The sequence below is a fragment of the Stenotrophomonas sp. S39 genome (assembly GCF_016624665.1).
GTDB lineage: Bacteria > Pseudomonadota > Gammaproteobacteria > Xanthomonadales > Xanthomonadaceae > Stenotrophomonas.
Genome location: NZ_JACVTT010000032.1, coordinates 1 through 19,440, shown reverse-complemented (window position 1 = coordinate 19,440; position 19,440 = coordinate 1). Strand labels below are relative to the sequence as shown.

Annotated in this window: 18 protein-coding genes; 12 read left to right on the top strand and 6 right to left on the bottom strand. The window is 68.7% G+C overall.

The genetic code is table 11. The annotated features are described in order from the left end of the window. The first annotated feature begins 45 nt into the window (after positions 1-45). From mutL to IAE41_RS10375, 3 genes are read left to right on the top strand one after another with little or no spacing between them, the layout of a single operon-like run. On the top strand, positions 46-1,953 hold the full coding sequence (gene mutL / locus IAE41_RS10385) for a DNA mismatch repair endonuclease MutL (protein WP_079222546.1): 1,908 nt from the start codon (positions 46-48) through the stop codon (positions 1,951-1,953). 25 nt (positions 1,954-1,978) lie between these two features. Continuing rightward, positions 1,979-2,908 (top strand): DUF1684 domain-containing protein, encoded by a 930-nt coding sequence (locus IAE41_RS10380; RefSeq protein ID WP_200733059.1) that lies wholly within the window; start codon positions 1,979-1,981, stop codon positions 2,906-2,908. 2 nt (positions 2,909-2,910) lie between these two features. Continuing rightward, complete coding sequence (locus IAE41_RS10375) at positions 2,911-3,855, top strand: TraB/GumN family protein (RefSeq protein WP_200733058.1); 945 nt, start codon at positions 2,911-2,913, stop codon at positions 3,853-3,855. Positions 3,856-4,020: 165 nt separating this feature from the next. On the opposite strand, the gene phaR is transcribed toward IAE41_RS10375, so the two are convergent. From phaR to gluQRS, 3 genes are all read right to left on the bottom strand, one after another. Beyond that, entirely contained in the window at positions 4,021-4,554 is a 534-nt protein-coding gene (gene phaR / locus IAE41_RS10370) for a polyhydroxyalkanoate synthesis repressor PhaR (RefSeq protein ID WP_079222543.1), read from the bottom strand. A gap of 184 nt (positions 4,555-4,738) precedes the next feature. Continuing rightward, positions 4,739-5,479: an acetoacetyl-CoA reductase gene (gene phbB / locus IAE41_RS10365; protein WP_079222542.1), complete on the bottom strand. Its 741-nt coding sequence runs from the start codon at positions 5,477-5,479 to the stop codon at positions 4,739-4,741. Between the two features lie 17 nt (positions 5,480-5,496). Next, entirely contained in the window at positions 5,497-6,417 is a 921-nt protein-coding gene (gluQRS, locus tag IAE41_RS10360; protein ID WP_200733076.1) for a tRNA glutamyl-Q(34) synthetase GluQRS, read from the bottom strand. A gap of 93 nt (positions 6,418-6,510) precedes the next feature. Between gluQRS and htpX the strand changes: the two genes are divergently transcribed. After that, positions 6,511-7,377 carry a protease HtpX gene (gene htpX, locus IAE41_RS10355; RefSeq protein ID WP_200733057.1) on the top strand — a complete coding sequence of 289 codons (867 nt, stop codon included), beginning with the start codon at positions 6,511-6,513 and terminating at the stop codon, positions 7,375-7,377. Between the two features lie 129 nt (positions 7,378-7,506). Continuing rightward, positions 7,507-7,884, top strand: coding sequence for a hypothetical protein (locus IAE41_RS10350; protein WP_200733056.1), 378 nt, complete (start codon positions 7,507-7,509; stop codon positions 7,882-7,884). A 105-nt stretch (positions 7,885-7,989) separates the two neighbouring features. On the opposite strand, the gene IAE41_RS10345 is transcribed toward IAE41_RS10350, so the two are convergent. Continuing rightward, positions 7,990-8,817, bottom strand: a complete 828-nt coding sequence (locus IAE41_RS10345) for an inositol monophosphatase family protein (protein ID WP_079222538.1) — start codon at positions 8,815-8,817, stop codon at positions 7,990-7,992. Between the two features lie 120 nt (positions 8,818-8,937). Here IAE41_RS10345 and IAE41_RS10340 point away from each other — a divergent pair, with 120 nt between their 5' ends. Together IAE41_RS10340 and IAE41_RS10335 are read left to right on the top strand one after the other, a co-directional pair. After that, positions 8,938-9,708, top strand: coding sequence for an RNA methyltransferase (locus IAE41_RS10340; protein ID WP_108760614.1), 771 nt, complete (start codon positions 8,938-8,940; stop codon positions 9,706-9,708). Positions 9,709-9,993: 285 nt separating this feature from the next. Beyond that, positions 9,994-12,120 (top strand): EAL domain-containing protein, encoded by a 2,127-nt coding sequence (locus IAE41_RS10335; RefSeq protein WP_108758193.1) that lies wholly within the window; start codon positions 9,994-9,996, stop codon positions 12,118-12,120. Between the two features lie 388 nt (positions 12,121-12,508). Here IAE41_RS10335 and epmB read toward each other — a convergent pair whose 3' ends face one another. Then, positions 12,509-13,549 carry an EF-P beta-lysylation protein EpmB gene (gene epmB, locus IAE41_RS10330; protein ID WP_200733055.1) on the bottom strand — a complete coding sequence of 347 codons (1,041 nt, stop codon included), beginning with the start codon at positions 13,547-13,549 and terminating at the stop codon, positions 12,509-12,511. A gap of 96 nt (positions 13,550-13,645) precedes the next feature. Between epmB and efp the strand changes: the two genes are divergently transcribed. From efp to IAE41_RS10305, 5 genes are all read left to right on the top strand, one after another. Next, on the top strand, positions 13,646-14,212 hold the full coding sequence (efp, locus tag IAE41_RS10325; protein ID WP_079222535.1) for an elongation factor P: 567 nt from the start codon (positions 13,646-13,648) through the stop codon (positions 14,210-14,212). A gap of 108 nt (positions 14,213-14,320) precedes the next feature. Continuing rightward, positions 14,321-15,664, top strand: a complete 1,344-nt coding sequence (locus tag IAE41_RS10320) for a TRZ/ATZ family hydrolase (protein ID WP_200733054.1) — start codon at positions 14,321-14,323, stop codon at positions 15,662-15,664. A 25-nt stretch (positions 15,665-15,689) separates the two neighbouring features. Further along, entirely contained in the window at positions 15,690-16,406 is a 717-nt protein-coding gene (ubiG, locus tag IAE41_RS10315; protein ID WP_088026601.1) for a bifunctional 2-polyprenyl-6-hydroxyphenol methylase/3-demethylubiquinol 3-O-methyltransferase UbiG, read from the top strand. Next, entirely contained in the window at positions 16,403-17,098 is a 696-nt protein-coding gene (locus IAE41_RS10310) for a phosphoglycolate phosphatase (RefSeq protein WP_200733053.1), read from the top strand. Before ubiG ends, IAE41_RS10310 begins: the two co-directional genes overlap by 4 nt. A gap of 11 nt (positions 17,099-17,109) precedes the next feature. Continuing rightward, on the top strand, positions 17,110-17,814 hold the full coding sequence (locus IAE41_RS10305) for a phytoene/squalene synthase family protein (RefSeq protein WP_079222531.1): 705 nt from the start codon (positions 17,110-17,112) through the stop codon (positions 17,812-17,814). A 44-nt stretch (positions 17,815-17,858) separates the two neighbouring features. Here IAE41_RS10305 and IAE41_RS10300 read toward each other — a convergent pair whose 3' ends face one another. Beyond that, positions 17,859-19,367, bottom strand: coding sequence for a hypothetical protein (locus IAE41_RS10300; RefSeq protein ID WP_200733052.1), 1,509 nt, complete (start codon positions 19,365-19,367; stop codon positions 17,859-17,861). Positions 19,368-19,440 lie beyond the last annotated feature (73 nt).

Here is a 19,440-nt window from a genome sequence, read left to right as displayed (position 1 = left end):
GCCGGGCCGCGCCCGGCGGACGTGTGCCTCCGTTATCATCCCTGCATGACGTCTGCTACCCATCCGCGCCCGATCCGGCCGTTGCCGGAAATCCTCATCAACCAGATCGCTGCCGGCGAAGTGGTCGAGCGGCCCGCGTCGGTGGTCAAGGAGCTGGTCGAGAATGCCATCGATGCCGGCGCCAGCCGCGTGGACATCGATCTGGAGGAGGGCGGTGTGCGCCTCATCCGCATCCGCGACAATGGCAGTGGCATCGCCCCCGAGCAGCTGCCATTGGCCGTCTCGCGGCACGCCACCAGCAAGATCGCCGACCTCGACGACCTCGAATCGGTGGCCACCCTTGGCTTCCGCGGCGAAGCACTGCCGTCGATCGCCTCGGTCAGCCGTTTCACCCTGGCCTCGCGCCGCGCGCATGACGAGCACGGCTCGGCGCTGCAGATCGAAGGCGGCAAGATCGGCGAAGTGACCCCGCGTGCGCATGCACCGGGCACCACCGTGGAAGTGCGTGAGCTGTTCTACAACGTGCCGGCGCGGCGCAAGTTCCTGCGTGCCGAGCGCACTGAAATGGGCCACATCGAAGAGTGGCTGCGCTCGCTGGCGCTGGCCCGCCCCGATGTCGAACTGCGCGTCTCGCACAACGGCAAGGCCTCGCGCCGCTACAAGCCGGGTGACCTGTATTCCGATGCGCGCCTGGCCGAGACCCTTGGCGAGGACTTCGCCAACCAGGCCGTGCGCGTGGACCACACCGGTGCCGGCCTGCGCCTGCATGGCTGGATCGCGCAGCCGCATTATTCGCGGGCCAGCGCCGACCAGCAGTACCTGTACGTCAATGGCCGTTCAGTGCGCGACCGCAGTGTCGCCCATGCGGTGAAGATGGCTTACGGCGACGTGCTCTACCACGGCCGCCAGCCGGCCTACGTGCTGTTCCTGGAACTGGACCCGACCCGGGTGGACGTCAACGTGCACCCTGCCAAGCACGAAGTGCGCTTCCGCGATTCGCGGCTGGTGCACGACTTCGTCTACCGCACCTTGAAGGATGCGCTGGCCGACACCCGTGCCGGCGTTTCCGCACAGGAGATCGGCGCCGGTCCGGCCCATCCTGCCGATGCCGGCAGCGCGCCGATGCCGTCCAGCGCGGGTGCGTCGGGCTTTGGCCTGGTGCGCGGCGCGGCCCCGGGATCGGGCGGCGGTGGTGGCGGTGGCGGTTTCTCCGGTTGGCGCCCGCAGCAGCCGCTGGGCCTGCAGGTCGCCGATGCGCCCGCCGCCTATGCCGCACTGTATGCCGCGCCCGGTGCAGGCGAACGCAGCAGTGCGCTGCCGCCGATGCCGAGCGAGAACGGCCTGCCGGTGACCAGTGCCGACGCCGGCGTGCCGCCGTTGGGCTACGCCATCGCGCAGCTGCATGGCATCTACATCCTGGCCGAGAACGCCGAAGGCCTGATCGTGGTGGACATGCATGCCGCCCACGAGCGCATCGGCTACGAACGCCTGAAGAACGCACACGATGGCATTGGCCTGCAGTCGCAGCCGTTGCTGGTGCCGATCACGTTGGCTGTGGGCGAGCGCGAGGCCGACACCGCCGAAGCCGAGGCGGAGACGCTGTCCGCGCTCGGTTTCGAGGTCACCCGTGCCGGCCCCGGCGCGCTGCACGTGCGCAGCATTCCCGCGCTGCTGGCCAACGCCGAGCCGGAAGGCCTGCTGCGCGACGTGCTGACCGACCTGCGCGAGCATGGCCAGAGCCGGCGCATCGCCAGTGCGCGCGACGAGCTGCTGTCGACCATGGCCTGCCACGGCGCCGTGCGCGCCAACCGGCGCCTGACCGTGCCGGAAATGAACGCGCTGCTGCGCGACATGGAAATCACCGAGCGCTCGGGCCAGTGCAACCACGGGCGACCGACCTGGGCACGTTTTTCGCTGGCGGAGATCGACCGCTGGTTCCTGCGCGGCCGTTGAGCGGCGCAACATCGAGGGAGCATCCATGCGTTATCGGGGAGTGGGCGGACTGCTGGTCGCCTTGTTGCTGGCCGCCTGCAGCCCGTCACCGGAGCCTGTGGCGGTGGTGAAGGAAGATCCAGCGTTCGCGGCCGCGCAGCAGCAATGGCGCGTGCAGCGCTATGAAGACCTGACCCGGCCCGACGGCTGGACGGCGCTGGTCGGCCTGCACTGGCTGCAGTACAAGTCGCACTTCATCGGCAGCGGCGCCAGCAGCGGCATCCGCCTGGGCGTGGGCCCGGACAAGCTGGGCCTGCTGCGGCGCGAGGGCGACCAGTGGTGGTTCAGCCCCGAAGCCGGCGTGGATGTCAGCCAGGACGGCCAGCCGGTACGTGGCCGCGTGCGCATGAACACCGACAAGGATCCGGCGCCCACCGTGCTCGCCTTCGATGGCGGCAAGGGCCATCTGAGCATCATCCGGCGCGGCCCGCGCGATGCGCTGCGGGTGAAGCATGCCGACGCCGCGGCGCGCCGCGATTTCGCCGGCCTGCAGTACTGGCCAGGCGGTGCCGACTGGCAGGTGCAGGCACGCTTCATCGCCCATCCCGCTGGCAAGACCCTGCCGATCGTGGACATCACCGGCCTGACCACCGAAATGCCCAATGCCGGCGCGGTGGAATTCGAACGCGACGGGCGCAGCTGGCGCCTGGAAGCGATCGGCGCGCCGGGCGAGCCCCTGTTCCTGGTCTTTGCCGACCGCACCAGCGGCCACGGCAGTTACCCGGCCGGGCGCTACCTGGACATCGATGCACCGGCCGCCGATGGCAGCGTGCGCATCGATTTCAACCACGCCTACAACCCGCCCTGTGCTTTCACCCCGTATGCGACCTGCCCGTTGGCGCCGCCGGAAAACCGGCTGGACCTGCGCGTGGACGCTGGTGAGAAGGCGTATCACCTGCCTGAAGGAGAAGGCTGACCATGTCGATCAGATCATTGTTGCGCGGTGCCGTGCTGTTGCTGGCCTGCGCGGTCGCCCCCCTGGCCGCCGCCCGCGGCGCACCGGCCGAAGCGCCGGCCGCCAAGCCGCCGGTGCCGTTGCTGTGGAAGGTGACCGGTCCGGGCGATGCCCGCGTCTACCTGCTTGGCTCGTTCCACCTGCTCAAGCCCACCGATTACCCCTTGTCGGCCGATGTCGAGAAGGCCTTCACCGCGTCCAAGCGCGTGCTGTTCGAAGTGTCGCCGGAGGAGATGGAATCGACCCAGGCCGCCACCCAGATGGTGCAGACCGCCATCCGCCGCGATGGCAGTGAACTGAAGCGTGACCTGGATGACGCCACCTGGCAGAAACTGCAGGCCTATGCCACGCAGAACAAGCTGCCCCTGGCGCAGCTGCAGGGCATGAAGAGCTGGTTCGTCGCGCTCAACATCACCATCGGCCAGATGCAGAAGATGGGCCTGGATGCGAACCTCGGCCTGGACCGCTATTTCATGGCGCAGGCAAAGAAGGCGGGCAAGCAGACCGGCGGGCTGGAGGACATGCAGAGCCAGATCAACCTGCTCGATGGCATGAGCCTGCAGGAGCAGCGGCAGATGATGGCCGAAGCGCTTGACCAGGCCGAGAAGGGCGATGCGCAGTCGCTGATGCTGCACGACGCCTGGCGCCGTGGCGATGACCGCCTGCTGTGGAACAAGATGGCGGTGGAAATGCGCCAGCAGTACCCGCAGCTCTACCAGCGCATCAACACCGCGCGCAACGATGCCTGGGTGCCCAAGCTGCTGCCGTACCTGCAGGATGGCCAGGGCGGCACGCTGGTGGTGGTCGGCGGCCTGCACCTGCTGGGCAGCGACGGCGTTGTGGAAAAGTTGAAGGCCAAGGGCTACAAGGTCGAGCGCGTGTGCACGGGGTGCAAGCCGAAGCGTTGAGGGTAGAGTCGACCGTTGGTCGACTGCTTTTCGGTCGGATGGCGGAAATGCCCGCGCTTCGCGATAGTCGACCAACGGTCGACTCTACCCGCTGGGATGCCGGCATCCAAAACAAAACGGCGCGCCACAGGGCGCGCCGTCTTCGTTTCGGGCTGGGCGGTGGCCTCAGCGCCGGGTCTTGCCGCCGGTGCCGGTGCCGGTACCCGGCTCGTTCGGCTTGGTGCCGGTGCCGGTGCCCGTACCGCCGGGGCGCGGGCCGCCGAAGCCGGTGCCCATGTTGCGCTGGAATTCCTGCCAGAGCTCCAGGTTGCGTTCGGTCAGCTGGTTCATCATCGCCCACGGGGTCTGGCCCAGCAGGTTGCCCATCTGCTGGCGGAACTGCTGCTGCTGGTCGAGGAAGACCTGCATGCTGCGCTCCAGGTAGTTGCCCATGAAGCCCTGCAGCGAATCGCCGTAGAAGCGGATCAGCTGGCTCAGCAGCTGGGTGGACAGCATCGGTTCGCCGTCCTGTTCCTGGTCGGCGATGATCTGCAGCAGGACCGAACGGGTCAGGTCATCGCCGCTCTTGGCGTCGCGGACCTCGAAGTCTTCACCGTCAAGTATCAGCTGGCGCACATCCTCTATGGTGATGTAGCTGGAAATTTCGGTGTCGTAGAGACGGCGGTTCGGATACTTCTTGATGATGCGGGTCGCAGCCATGAAGCGGTCACTCGTCACTGTAGACGTGCAGCATGGCGCAGTGCACAAGCCTTGGCAACCGCCGCAGCCCCCGCCGGGCTTGGGTTTCACGCCCGATCATGTTGCGCAGCAAGGGTTTGCGTGCTGCGCAGCATGACCAACGGCAGGGGGCCTTCGCGTGCCCGCTGCCGGTGCCTGCGCGGCCTTACCAGCCCATGTGGTGGCCGCCGTTGATGTCCAGGTTGCTGCCGGTGATCCAGGCGGCCTCGTCAGCCACCAGGAAGGACACGCCGTAGGCGATTTCCTCCGGCTTGCCCAGGCGCCCGGTGGGGATGTCGGCGATGATCTTGGCGCGCACTTCCTCCGGCACCGCCATCACCATGTCGGTGGCCACGTAGCCCGGCGAGATCGTGTTGACGGTGATGCCGAAGCCGGCGTTCTCGCGCGCCAGGGAGATGGTGAAACCGTGCATGCCGGCCTTGGCCGCGGCGTAGTTGGCCTGGCCGTACTGGCCCTTCAGGCCGTTGATCGAGCTGATCTGGATGACCCGGCCCCAGCCGCGGCGGCGCATGCCTTCAATGACCGGGCGGGTGACGTTGAACACCGAATTGAGGTTGGTGTTGATCACGTCGTGCCACTGGTCCGCGCGCATGCGGTGGAAGGTGGTGTCGCGGGTGATGCCGGCGTTGTTGACCAGGATCTCGACCGGGCCCAGCTCGGCTTCAACCGCGCGGATCAGCGCTTCGGCGCTGTCCGGGTCGGACACATCGCCGGGGAAGATCGACACGTTGTAGCCGCGTTCGGTCATGGCCTGCTGCCAGGCGCGGGCCTTGGCCTCGTCGCGGTAATTGGTGGCGACCCGGTGGCCCTGGTCGGCCAGGCGTTGGCAGATGGCGGTGCCGATGCCGCCGGTTCCGCCGGTGACCAGTGCGACGCGAGAAGTCATGGAATGCTGTCCGGGTTTCAGGTGGGGGAAAGGGGATTCTGCAACATCGGCGCGGAAAGTGCGCCCGGTGGCAGCAGGATGTCGCTGCGTGGCAGCCGCTGGGGGTCGAAGGCCCGGCGCGCGGCGGCCAGCAGGGGGTGCACTTCGTCGATGCCCTCCAGCGCAGCCGGCGCCTGGCCCAGCAGCTGCCACAGCTGGCGCAGCACCGGTACCGGCCGCGCGCTGTCCACCGGCAGCGCGGCCAGCGATTTGGACAGCTTGTGGCCGGGCGCATCCAGCAGCAGGGGCAGGTGCCAGTAGCGCGGCACTGCCAGCCCCAGCGACTGCTGCAGCAGGATCTGCCGCGCGGTGGAATCGAGCAGGTCGGCGCCGCGCACCACTTCGGTGACGCCTTGCGCGGCGTCGTCCACCACCACGGCCAGCTGGTAGGCCCAGCAGCCATCGGCGCGGCGCAGCACGAAATCGCCGACGTCAGCGTGCACATCCTGGGTCTGCAGGCCGCGCAGGCCATCCTCGAACTGCACCACGCTGCCCGGTGGCACGCGGAAGCGGACGGCGGGGTCCGGTCGCGGTTGCCGCGCCACGCAGCGATGGTGGATGCCGCCGCTGGCGGCCACTTCGCTGCGGCTGCAGTGGCAGACGAAGGCCAGGCCGCTGGCCAGCAGCACGTCCAGCGCGGCCTGGTAGGCATCGCCCCGTTCGCTCTGCCAGAGCACGTCGCCGTCGTGATCCAGGCCGAAGGCGGCCAGCGCCTGCAATTGTGACTGCGCCGCGCCCGCGACGGTGCGGGGTGGGTCGACATCCTCGATGCGCAGCCGCCACAGGCCGCCGTGATGGCGCGCAAGCAGCCAGCTGCCGAGGGCGGCGAGCAGGGAACCGGGGTGGAGCAGGCCGGTGGGCGAGGGCGCAAAGCGGCCGCAGGGAATAGGCGAGGTCATGCTGGCTGAATCGTCGGTCAGGTTGGCGCTTGAATTCAAGCTGACTGCACCGCAAATTGGCAGATATCGACCCCTTCCGAGCCGGAATCTCCCATGTTTACCCGCATTGCCCTCTTCCTGGCCACCAACCTTGCGGTGCTGATCCTCGCCGGCATCGTGATGTCCATCCTGGGCGTGGACTCCCGTTCGATGAGCGGCCTGCTGGTCATGGCCGGCATCTTCGGCTTTGGTGGTTCCTTCATCTCGCTGCTGCTGTCCAAGTGGATGGCCAAGCGTTCCACCGGCGCGGTGGTCATCACCGAACCGCGCAACCCGACCGAGCGCTGGCTGCTGGCCACCGTCGAGCGCCAGGCCAAGGCGGCCGGCATCGGCATGCCCGAAGTGGCCGTGTATGACGGTCCGGAAATCAACGCGTTCGCCACCGGTGCCAACCGCAACAACGCGCTGGTGGCGGTGTCCACCGGCCTGCTGCACAACATGAGCGAAGACGAGGCCGAAGCGGTGCTGGGCCACGAGATCGCCCACGTCGCCAACGGTGACATGATCACCATGGCGCTGCTGCAGGGCGTGCTGAATACCTTCGTGATCGTGCTGGCCCGCGTGGTCGGCGGCGTCATCGACAGCGCGCTGTCGGGCAACCGCGAAGGCGGCGGCCGTGGCTTCGCCTACTTCATCATCGTGTTCGTGCTGGAGATGGTGTTCGGCCTGTTCGCCACGATGATCTCGATGTGGTTCTCGCGCCACCGCGAGTTCCGCGCCGACGCCGGCGGTGCCTCGCTGGCCGGCCGCCAGAAGATGATTGCCGCGCTGGAGCGCCTGCAGCTCAACCACGGCCAGAGCACGCTGCCGACCCAGATCGCGGCCTTCGGCATTGCCGGTTCGACGGCGAAGAAGCTGTTCATGAGCCACCCGCCGCTGGAAGAGCGCATCGCCGCGCTGCGCGCTTCGACTGCCGCGTAAGCGTCGGGCTGAATCTGGAAACACGAACGCCCGGCCTGGTGCCGGGCGTTTTTTTGTCTGCGGCGCTGGCAATGCGCCCGTGCTAACGTCCCAGCGCCGCATATCGGCAATGCTCAAGGACAGAGATCCATGCGATACGCCAGGGTTTGGCTTCCGTTGCTGTTGGTGGCAAGCGCATCGGCCGTTGCGCGTGACAAGGGGCCGGATGGCCCGTCTCCCCCGTTTCCGCCCTCCATGCATTCGTTCTGCCCCGAATTGATCAGGGACAGCGAGCGGTACGGCGTCATCAGCCTGCGCCACGCGGGCAAGCGCGGCGGCAACGTGATGACCATGGAGACCTGGAACAACGTTCCCTGGCAGCACCGCTATCTGCTGGCGCATTGCGCGGCCTACGTGCTGACCGGCAGCAGCGATGCACCCCCCGCGGGGTTGCGCATCATCGACGAGCGCTCCGGCAAGGTGCAGGCGGTGCTCGACGAGCAGGGCTTCCGCGATATCGATCCCTGAACGCAGAAGCAGTCGAGCATGGCTCGACTCTACGAAGCGTGTGCGGCACAAACAGAAACGGCACCCTCGCAGGTGCCGTTTCAGTGAACCGCGCTGCCTGGACGCTTAGAACTTCGCGTCGAACTCGGCCGCGTAGCCGGTGTTGACCAGCACCTTCTGCAGCGACTCGGCCACCTTCAGGTTGCCGGCGACGACCTGCTGGGTGTCCGGGCCACGGTTGTCCATGCGGGCCAGGGTCGCGCCCTTGAAGTCGCAGACCTTGCCGCCGGCTTCGCGGACCAGCAGCACGCCAGCGGCGATGTCCCAGGCCTTCACGCCGGCTTCGAAGTAGGCGTCGGCGCGGCCACAGGCCACGTAGGCCAGGTCCAGGGCGGCCGAACCGCTGCGGCGGATGTCCTCGGCCTGCACCAGCAGGGCGTCGACGGCCTTCAGCTGGGCGCTGGCACGGGCGCGCTCACGCGGGGCGAAGCCGGTGTGGATCATGGTGCCGCCCAGGTCCTTGCGGTCGGCCACGCGGATGCGGCGGTCGTTGAGCACGGCACCGGCGCCACGGCTGGCGGTGAACAGTTCATTGCGCAGCGGATCGAAGATGACCGCATCGGTCGGCTCGCCGTTCTCGACCAGGGCGATCGACACGCAGTAGTGCGGCACGCCGCGCAGGTAGTTGCTGGTGCCGTCCAGCGGGTCGATGACCCACATGTTGCGGTGGCCACCCTGCACGCCGCCTTCTTCGCCGAACACGCCGTACTCGGGGTAGGCGCGCTTGAGTTCCTTGACGATCACCTTTTCAGCGTCGGCATCGACTTCGCTGGCGTAATCCATCCGGCCCTTCTGCACCACATTGAGCGCCTCGAGCTTGTTGATGTTGCGCAACAGGACGTTGCCGGCGAGGCGGGCGGCCTTGACCATGACGGTGACGGCGGGTTTCTGCATGGCGTGGGCTCCCGGAAAGGCAGAAGAGGTAGGGCTGGCGGGGGAAAAGAGCGGGTCCGGCGCAGTGGCCGGCCGCACAGTTTACCATTGGTCTTCGTCCAGCTCGACATTTCCCTGTTCATGTCCCAGTTTTCCGCCGCCACCCGCCTCCGATTCGTCCTGGTCGGGACCCAGCACCCCGGCAACATGGGCGCTGCCGCCCGTGCCCTGAAGACCATGGGCCTGGCCCGCATGGTCCTGGTCGCCCCCGAGAAGCCGCTGGACGAGGAGGCCTTCCGCCGCTCGGCCGGTGCCGAAGACGTGCTCGGCGACGCCCCGGTGGTGGCCACCCTGGCCGAAGCCGTCGCCGACTGCACCCTGGTGCTGGGCTGCACCGCGCGTGCACGCCGGGTCCAGCTGGAGGAGTACCTGCCGTCCGACGCCGCCGCCCGGGCCGTGGCCAAGGCCGGCGAGGGCGCCGAAGTGGCCCTGGTGTTCGGCCGTGAGCGCACCGGCCTGACCAACGAAGAGCTGCAGCTGTGCCATGCGGCGGTGCATATCCCGTCCGACCCGGCGTTCAGCTCGCTCAACCTGGCGGCCGCCGTGCAGGTGCTGGCCTATGAAACGCGCATGCAGCTGCTGGGCGCGCAGCCGGCGGTGGAGGCCGAGGCTGGTTCCCGTGAACCGGTGGCCAGCCATGAGCAGATGGAGAGCTTCTTCGCCCAGCTTGGCGACACCCTGGACGAGATCGATTTCCACAAGGGCCGTGCGCCCGAATCGGCCATGCGCAAGCTGCGCCGCCTGTTCCTGCGCAGCGAGCCGAGTGAACAGGAAGTGCGCCTGCTGCGCGGCATCCTGGCCGATGCCCAGCGCATGGCGCGGCTGGCCGGGAACCACGGCAAGGAAGGCTGACGACGTTCTCATTTTTTCGGGTAGTCTGTCTGGATACCCTGGGGGGATGATGCTTGTGTCGGCTTCATGCAAGGCAACGCAGTGGGGATTGCTGAGCCTGGTTCCATGGCGGCCTGTCCGCGCGGCCACGGCCGCGGCGGAGATGCTTCGGGCGTGGTATCGGATCGACAAGGTCACAGAAACAATGAGGGGCCGGGCGCTGCTGCAGCGTCCGGCGGCCGCGCATGCGCGGTGGAGTGGATTGGAATGGGCAGTGCAGTCGGGACACGTACGGATGGAAGTGGCATGAAGTGGCTCGGCTCGGGGATGCAGGCCCGTTTCCTGCTCGCGATGGGCGGGGCGATGCTGGTGGTGGTGGCGATCCTGGCGGTGTTGCTGGGCCGCCAGGCGACGATGCAGAGCGAGGTGAAGAGCCTCAGCGGCGGCGTCATCCATGAACTGTTCGACCGCAGCGTGCGCAGCCGCGGCGAGGCGTTGGCGCGCGAGCTGTCCGATTCGCTGGCCAACCCGCTCTATTACAACGATCTGGGCCAGGTGGGCGCGCTGGTGCGCTCGACCTCGCGGCAGCCGGTCATCCGCTATGTGCTGGTGTTCGACGGCAAGGGCCGGCTGGTGCATGACGGCTCGGTCGGCGTGCCCGGCTTCGGCAAGCCGATGACCGACCCGCTGGCCGCGGCGGCGACCGCCGCGCAGGGCCTGGTGGTACAGCAGTCGGCCACCGTGCTCGACAACACCATGCCGATCATGGTCGGCAAGCAGCGCATCGGCGGCGTCCGCGTGGGCATGGCGCTGGATGAAGTGCGGGAGCGCGAGCTGGCCGCCAACGCCACCCTCGGCGAGCGCCTGCAGCAGGTCGGCAGCCGCCACCTGGGCTGGCTGCTGCTGATGCTGGGCCTGCTGGTGGTGATCGGGGTGGTTGTCATCCTGTACGTGCAACGCACCCTGGTGGCGCCGATCCGGGACTTGGCCGCCGCCGCACGCCGTATCGAGGCCGGTGACTACCAGGCACCGCTGCGGGAAAACACCCGTGACGACGAGGTCGGCGAGCTGGTGCGCGGGTTTGCCCGCATGCGCGATGCGATTGCCCGCCACGACCGCGAAGTGCGGCACATGGCCTACACCGATGCGCTGACCGGGCTGACCAACCGCCTCGCGTTCCGTGAGGCGCTGGACCACCGGCTGATGGCCGCGCGGGCATCCAAGCACCGGCTGGGCCTGCTGTTTGCCGACATCGATGATTTCAAGCGGGTCAACGACACGCTGGGCCACGAGGCGGGCGACGAGGCGCTGCTGCAGTTCGCCCAGCGCATCGGCCATGCCGTGGCCGAGGCGGGCGGCGACGACGCGCTGCTGGCGCGTTTCGGTGGCGACGAGTTCGTCATCCTGGTCGGCGATGGCGACGTGGCTGCCAATGCCCGGCTGCTGGCCGAAGTGCTGGTGCGCGAGCTGGGCAAGCCGCTGGTGGTGCAGGGCAGGGAGCTGTTCCTGGGCACCTCGATCGGCGTGACGCTGTACCCGGACGATGCCGCCGACGCCACCACGCTGCTGAAGAACGGCGACATCGCCATGTACCAGGCGAAGATGGCCGGCAAGAACTGCTACCGCTACTACAGCCGGGCGATGGACCACGCGGTCGAGCGCCGCGTGCACATGGAGCAGGAGCTGCGCGGTGCCTGGGAGCGCGGCGAGCTGCGCCTGGCCTACCAGCCGATCTTCCGCATGCGCGACCGCCGCCTGGTGGGCGTGGAAGTGCTGCTGCGCTGGCAGCACCCGACCCTGGGCACGATCCCGCCGTCGGTGTTCATCGAAGTGGCCGAGCAGAGTGGCCTGATCGAGGTGATCGGCCCGAAGGTGCTGCGTGCGGCCTGCATGGAGGCCTCGCAGTGGCCGCGTGGCGCAGCCGGCGACGAACTGTTCGTGTCCGTGAACGTGTCGCCGCGCCAGCTGCGTGGCGGCGAACTGCCGGCGCTGGTGGCGCAGTGCCTGCACGAATCGGGGCTGCCGTCCTCGCGCCTGCACCTGGAATTGACCGAAACCGCGGTGATCGGTGACGAGATGCTGGCCGCGCAGCTGCTGGACAAGCTGCACCGCACCGGCGTGAAGGTCTGGCTGGATGACTTCGGCACCGGCTTCTCCGGCCTCAGCCACCTGCGCCAGGTGCCGGTGGACGGCGTGAAGATCGACAAGAGCTTCGTGGCCGACATGCAGCGCGACCCGGACGACCTGGCGCTGACCACGGCGATCATCGCCATGGCCCATGCACTGGGCATCACCGTGGTGGCCGAGGGCATCGAGCAGGAAGCGCAGTTCGAACTGCTGGCCCAGCGCGGCTGCGACCTGGGCCAGGGCTACTGGCTGAGCCACCCGGTCACCGCCACCGAAGTGGTGCGGATGATCGATTCGGGCCTCTGACACCCCATCCACGCATGGCGTGGATCTACCGGCCCTGCGCGGCTGCGAGCAGTAGAGCCACGCCATGCGTGGCTGCTTCGGCCAGGAAGCCCATCCACGCATGGCGTGGATCTACCGGCCCTGCGCGGCTGCGAGCAGTAGAGCCACGCCATGCGTGGCTGCTTCGGCCAGGAAGCCCATCCACGCATGGCGTGGATCTACCGGCCCGGCGTGGCTGCGAGCAGTAGAGCCACGCCATGCGTGGCTGCTTCGGCCTGGAAGCCCATCCACGCATGGCGTGGATCTACCGGCCCTGCGCGGCTGCGAGCAGTAGAGCCACGCCATGCGTGGCTGCTTCGGCCAGGAAGCCCATCCACGCATGGCGTGGATCTACCGCCCGGTCGTGCGCTTACACCGGGCGCTTGCTGGGGTCGCCGGGCAGCTCGCGCACCAGCTTCGGGATCAGATAGCCGGACAGGCGCGCGGTCAGGCCGGCGATCAGGGCCTTGGCCTGGGTGTCGTCCACTTCGAAGTGGGCCACGCCCTCGACCTTGTCCAGCTGGTGCAGGTAATACGGCAGCACGCCTGCGGCGAAGCTGCGCTCGCTCAGGTCCTGCAGCGCCTGCACGCTGTCGTTGACCCCGCGCAGCAGCACAGCCTGGTTCAGCAGCTGTGCGCCAAGGTCGCGCAGGCGTGCCATCGCGGCATCCACGCTGGCATCGAATTCGTTGGCATGGTTGGCATGCACCACGATGGCCAGCGGCCACGGCAGGCTGCCCAGCCAGGCCAGCAGCTCCTCGTCCACGCGCTCGGGCAGCACGATCGGCAGGCGGGTGTGGATGCGCAGGCGGCGGATGTGCGGTATCTGGCGCAGGGCGTCGGTCAGCTCGGCCAGCTTGTGCGTGGCCAGCGACAGCGGATCGCCGCCGGACAGGATCACCTCGTCGATGTCCGGATCGGCCGCAATGGCCGCCACGGCCTCCTGCCAGCCACCCTTGGCGGCGTTTTCCGCGCCGTAGTCGAAGTGGCGGCGGAAGCAGTAGCGGCAGTTGATCGCGCAGCTGCCGGTGGCCACCAGCAGGGCCCGGCCACGGTACTTCTGGATGACCCCGGTGGCCTTCTTCGCCGCGCCATCGCCCACCGCGTCGAAGCTGAACCCGGGCGCCGGACGCATTTCCTCGTCGATCGGCAGCACCTGGCGCAGCAGTGGGTCGGCCGCATCGCCGGGGCGCATGCGCGCCACGAAGCCTTCCGGCACGCGCAGGGCGAACTGGGCCATGGCCGCCTCCGAGACCCCCAGCGCCGCCGGGTCCAGCTGCAGCCGGGCCAGCAGGGCGTGCGGGTCGCGCAGCGCCTGGCGCCAGAGCTGCTGCCAGCGCGCGGGCGCGCCTGGCGACTGGGGCCGGGGGAAGGCGGAAAGCTGCATGGAGAGGGGGCCTGCGGTTATCATGGGGGCATAAACAGTTGCCCACCGGGGTTCCGGTGGGTTTTCCATTCTACCGGCTCGCCGCACGCGCGGCGGTTTCGCCATTTGAGGAGCTTGAGCATGGCCACTGCGGGCATGAACGATGTCAAGAACGGGATGAAGATCCTGGTCAACAATGAACCGGCCGTCATCTCCGAGACCGAGTTCATCAAGCCGGGCAAGGGCCAGGCTTTCACCCGCGTGCGCTATCGCTTCATCCGCTCGGGCCGCACCGTGGAAATGACCATGAAGGCCACCGATGACGTGGAAGTGGCCGACGTTGTCGATACCAACATGGATTACATGTACAGCGACGGCGAGTACTGGCACTTCATGGACCCGGAAACCTTCGAGCAGGTCCAGGCCGACAAGGCCGGCATGGGCGGCGCCGAGAAGTGGCTGAAGGGCGAAGAGTCCTGCATCGTCACCCTGTTCAACGGTTCGCCGATCTTCGTGCAGCCGCCGAACTTCGTCGAACTGAAGATCACCGAGACCGATCCGGGCGTCCGTGGCGACACCTCGGGCGGCGGCGGCAAGCCGGCCACCCTGGAAACCGGCGCCGTGGTCCGCGTGCCGCTGTTCGTCAACCAGGATGAAATCGTCAAGGTTGATACCCGCTCGGGCGAATACTCCGCGCGCGTCAAGTAATCCGGCGCAGCCGGATTACCTGTAGAGCCGAGCCATGCTCGGCTTTCCGGGCACGGCCCGGCGCTACCGCCTCCCGCCAGGCCCTTCTCCAATAGCCAGTGAGCCCGCATGAGCGATAGCCCGCACCTCCCCGAAGCCTGCGACCTGCTCATCGAAGCCGGTTATGTCGTTCCGATCGAGCCGCATGCGGTGGTGCTGGAAGACCATGCTGTCGCCGTGCGTGGCAGCGAAATCGTCGCCATCCTGCCGCGAGCCGAGGCCCGCGCGCGTTTCCGCGCCACACAGGTGGTCAGCCGCCCCGACGCGGCGCTGATGCCCGGCCTGGTCAACGCGCACACGCACAACCCGATGACCCTGCTGCGCGGCGTCGCCGACGACCTGCCGCTGATGACCTGGCTGCAGCAGCACATCTGGCCGGTGGAAGCGGCGGTGATCGGCCCTGAATTCGTCGCCGACGGCACCATCCTGGCCATCGCCGAGATGCTGCGCGGCGGCACCACCTGCGCCAACGAGAACTACTTCTTCGGCGACGTGCAGGCCGCGGTCTACAAGAAGCACGGTTTCCGCGCGCTGGTCGGCGCGGTCATCATCGATTTCCCCACCGCCTGGGCCAAGACCGACGACGAGTACTTCGCCAAGGCCGGTGAACTGCACGATCAGTGGCGCACCGATCCGCTGATCGGCACCGCGTTCGCGCCGCATGCGCCGTACACGGTCAACGATGCCAATTTCGAGCGGGTGCGGATGCTGTCCGACCAGCTCGACATGCAGGTGCACCTGCACACCCACGAGACCGCGCAGGAGATCAACGATTCGATCAAGCTGCACGGCCAGCGCCCGCTGGCGCGGCTGGATCGCCTCGGCCTGGTCAACGACCGCCTGATCGCGGTGCACATGACCCAGCTGACCGACGCCGAAATCCACCTCTGCGCCGAGCGTGGCGTCAGCGTGGTGCATTGCCCGGAATCGAACCTGAAGCTCGCCTCCGGCTTCTGCCCGGCCTGCGCCCTGCAGCGCGCCGGCGTGAACCTGGCCATCGGCACCGACGGCTGCGCCAGCAACAACGACCTGGACATGTTCAGCGAGAACCGCACGGCGGCGATCCTGGCCAAGGCCGTGGCCGACGATGCCACCGCGCTGGATGCGGCCACCACGCTGCGCGCCTCCACCCTGGGCGGTGCCCGCGCGCTGGGCTTCGGCGAACGCATCGGCTCGATCGAAGTCGGCAAGCAGGCCGACCTGGTCTGCGTCGACCTGTCCGCGCTGGAAACCCAGCCGCTGCACAACGTGCTGTCGCAGCTGGTATACGCCACCGGCCGCCAGCAGGTCAGCGATGTCTGGATTGCCGGCAAGCCCAAGCTGGTGCAGCGCGAGCTGGTCGGCATGGACTTGCCGGGCATCATCGCCAACGCGCGCCAGTGGCGCGAGCGCATCCGTCATATCCGCGCCTGAACCCCGGCGCTGCAAGGACTTTCTCATGACTGCCCCCCACGCTTCCTCCAATTTCGATCAGGCCGAGCTGGACAAGTTCGCCGCACTGGCCAACCGCTGGTGGGACGCTGACGGCCCGCAGAAGCCGCTGCATGCGCTGAACCCCGTACGCCTGAAGTACGTGGCTGACCGCGTGCAGTTGCGCGGTGCGCGCGTGCTCGACATCGGCTGCGGTGGTGGCCTGTTGAGCGAAGCACTGGCCCAGGCCGGCGCCGACGTCACCGCGATTGACCTCGCCCCGGAGCTGGTCAAGGTGGCGCGCCTGCATGCGCTGGAAAGCGGCGCCAAGGTCGATTACCGGGTGCAGGCCGCCGAGGACCTGGCCGCCGAACAGCCGGGCAGCTTCGACGTGGTCACCTGCATGGAAATGCTCGAGCACGTGCCCGATCCGGGCGCGATCATCGAGGCCTGCAAGCGCCTGCTGAAGCCCGGTGGCCACCTGTTCCTGTCGACCATCAACCGCACCGCTGCCGCGTTCGCAGTGGCGATTGTCGGCGCCGAGTACGTGGCACGGCTGCTGCCCAAGGGCACCCACCACTACCAGGAATTCATCAAGCCGGCCGAGCTGGCACGCTGGCTGCGCGAGGCCGATGTGCAGCTGGTGGATGTGAGCGGCATGGCCTATGAGCCGTGGCGCAACCATGCCCGCCTGAGCAGCCGCACCGACATCAACTACCTGGCCTACGCGGTCAAGCCTGCATGACCACGGCCAGCTTCCCGCGGGCGGTGCTGTTCGACCTGGACGGCACGCTGCTGGACAGTGCGCCGGATTTCGTCGCCACCTGCAATGCGATGCTGGCCGGGCGCGGGCGTGCGCCGATCGACCCGGCGCAGCTGCGCCCGGTGGTGTCCAAGGGCTCGCGTGCGATGTTGACCGCCGCCTTCCCGGATCTGGACGCGGCCGAGCGCGATGCCCTGATTCCCGAGTTTCTGCAGCGCTATGAAGCGCTGATCGGCCAGCACGCGGTGCTGTTCGACGGCGTGGCCGGCATGCTCGCCGCGCTGGACGCCGCAGGTACCGTGTGGGGCATCGTCACCAACAAGCCGGAATACCTGGCGCGCCTGATCCTGCCGCAACAGGGCTGGCAGCAGCGCTGCGCGGTGCTGGTGGGCGGTGACAGCCTGGCCGAGCGCAAGCCGCATCCGCTGCCGCTGCTGCATGCCGCGCAGGCGATCGGCATCGCCGCCGAAGACTGCGTGTACGTGGGCGACGACGAGCGCGACATCATCGCCGCGCGCGCGGCGGCCATGCCCTCGGTGGCGGCGCTGTGGGGCTACCGCCTGCACAGCGACGATCCGCTGGCCTGGCAGGCCGACGTGCTGGTGGAAAACGCCGAACTTCTGCAACTGGCCAGTCTCTGGCCGACCCGGCCGGCAGCCCCGGCACAGCCGTAAGGAATGACGTAGTGAGCAGTACCGCGCTGGACAGTTTCCTCGACAAGTGGCGCAGCCGTTGGCCGGAATGGTCGGTGGCCGCCCCGTTCGTGGCCGAATCGCAACGCGAGCTCGCGGTGGCGTGGTTTGCGCTGCTGCAGGAGTTCGACGACATGCTCAACACCAGCGGCGACCCGCTGCCGGCCGACGCCAAGCTGGCGTGGTGGGGCGAGGAGCTGCGCAGCTGGGCAGGACAGCGTTCGCGCCATCCGCTGGGCCGCCTGCTGGAGCCGGTGCGTGCGCCGTGGGCGCAGCTGGCCGGGACGCTGCCGGACCTGGTCGAGGCGCGCACGGTTGCCCTCGATGCCGCCAGCGCCGAGCGCGCGCTGGCCAACTACGCCGAAGCGGTTGCCGCCGTGGAAGCGGTGCTGTTCAACGACACGCCGCGCAAGGGCGCCGGCCGTGCAGTGCAGCTGCAGACCCTGGCCCAGCGCCTGCAGGATGCCGGCGTGGCCGGTGTGCCGCGCAGCCTGCTGGACCAGGACGCCAGCACCGCCGCGCAGCGGTGGGCACAGGCTCTGTTGAAGGGCTGGGGCACCCGCGTACCCGGTCCGCGCGCGCGCCGCGTCTGGGCCAGCCTGGCCCGCGCCCGCGTGGCCGCACAGGCGGCCGGCAAGCCGATTGAAGCGACCCCGGTGCGCACGCTGCTGCGCGTGTGGTGGGCCGCACGCGGTTGATGCCGCTGCCGCTGCGCTCGCCGGGCCATGCCCGGCGGATGCCCTCAGAACGTCCTGACCTCGTTCATCGCCGCGCGCAATGCCTCGCGGTCGAGCGCGATTCCGCTGCGTGCTTCCACCGCATCGACGATGCCCAGCCAGGCGGTGTAGATCTGCTCGCGTTCCTCGGTTTCGATGAAGCCGCTGCGACGATCCAGCGCGTTGAAGCCTTCGGTGTAGGTGCGTCCCACCTGCGCCAGCGCCTCCGTCACGGCCGCTGCGTCGCCGCTTTCCGAGGCCAGCTTCAGCGCCTCGCTGCAGGCCTTGCGATACAGCGTGGCCGCCGCCTTCGCCTGCGCGCTGCTGACCTGCGCGCTGCCGTCCCAATCACGGAACGGATTGTCGAGGTTGGCAGCCAGCCAGTCCGGCGTGCGCAGCTGGGTGACAGCGAGGTCCAGGCCACCGGCGACCTCGCGCTTGTAGGCCTTCCTGATCGCCGCGCCCAGTGCAGCGGGCACGCTGGCCAGCCACAGCCGGCACAGCCGCGGCCAGCAGCCGGGTGCAGGAAACACCGCATCCTCCGGCGGGAACACGTCGCTGGCACTGAGGGTATGCAGCTGCTGCAGTTCGCCCAGCCGCTGCAGGCCGTGCAGCACGGCGGGCGCGCCGGTGACATGCAGCGCACGCAGCTGCGGGAAGCGTTCGGTGATGCGCCCACCATCAAGTTCGCGCACGTCGCGCAGCTGCAGCGCACCCAGCGCCGCCAGGCCGGACCAGCGCAGCGTGGCATCGGCAGTGATGAGCGTCAGCCAGCGGCCATCATCCTCGCCTTCGATGACCAGGCCGGGCGTGATCGTGCCGTGCAGGGTCAGCCGGGACAGGCCGTGGTTGAGGTGCAGGTGGTGCAGGCCGGTGGCATCGATGCTGGCCTGGACCAGGCCGGTGCCGCGCAGGTCCAGCGTGGTGTCCTGCGTGTGGCTGATATCCAGCGTGTGGATCAGCGGCCGCGTGCGCAGCCACGGCAGCAGGCCGGGCACCGGCGCGCCGATGTCCAGCCGGGTGAGCAGGGGCAGGGCATCGAACAGGTGCAATGACGGGGCCAGGTTCATGGCCGCGCCATCGAGGCGGGTGGCACAGCGGCGCACCGGGTGGTCGCCGTGTTCCAGCAGTACCGTGCGGTCCTCGGCGGTGGCGGCGCGCTTGAAAGCCTGCGTGGCGGCTGCATCCAGTGCATCCCAGTGGCGCTGGCGTTCGATTTCCGATCCATCGGGCCAGCTGCCGAACCGGTTCGGCGCGGCGTCGACCAGGGGCGCGCGCCAGCCTACGCGCTGGAAGTCGCGCGGCACCTGCTTGCCCACCCCGAGGTGGTGCAGCGCGTTGTCCTGTTGCAGGTAGTTGAAGCGCGCCGGCTGCATGGCCGCCACCGCGGCCGGGTCGGGCAGCGTGGCGCCGGTCCAGTCCAGGGTCAGCACGGCCAGGCTGCCGTCGCGCGCGTCCTGGTGGGTCAGCTGGTAGGCGACGAACGCCTGCAGGCGTTCGTTGTGGACGACATGGATATCACCCGGAGCGGGCATGCAACATTCCTCCGTTTCCTTGTCCGCCCGGGGGGGGGCCGGGGGGGCCGGGGGGGGGGGGGGGGGGGGGCGG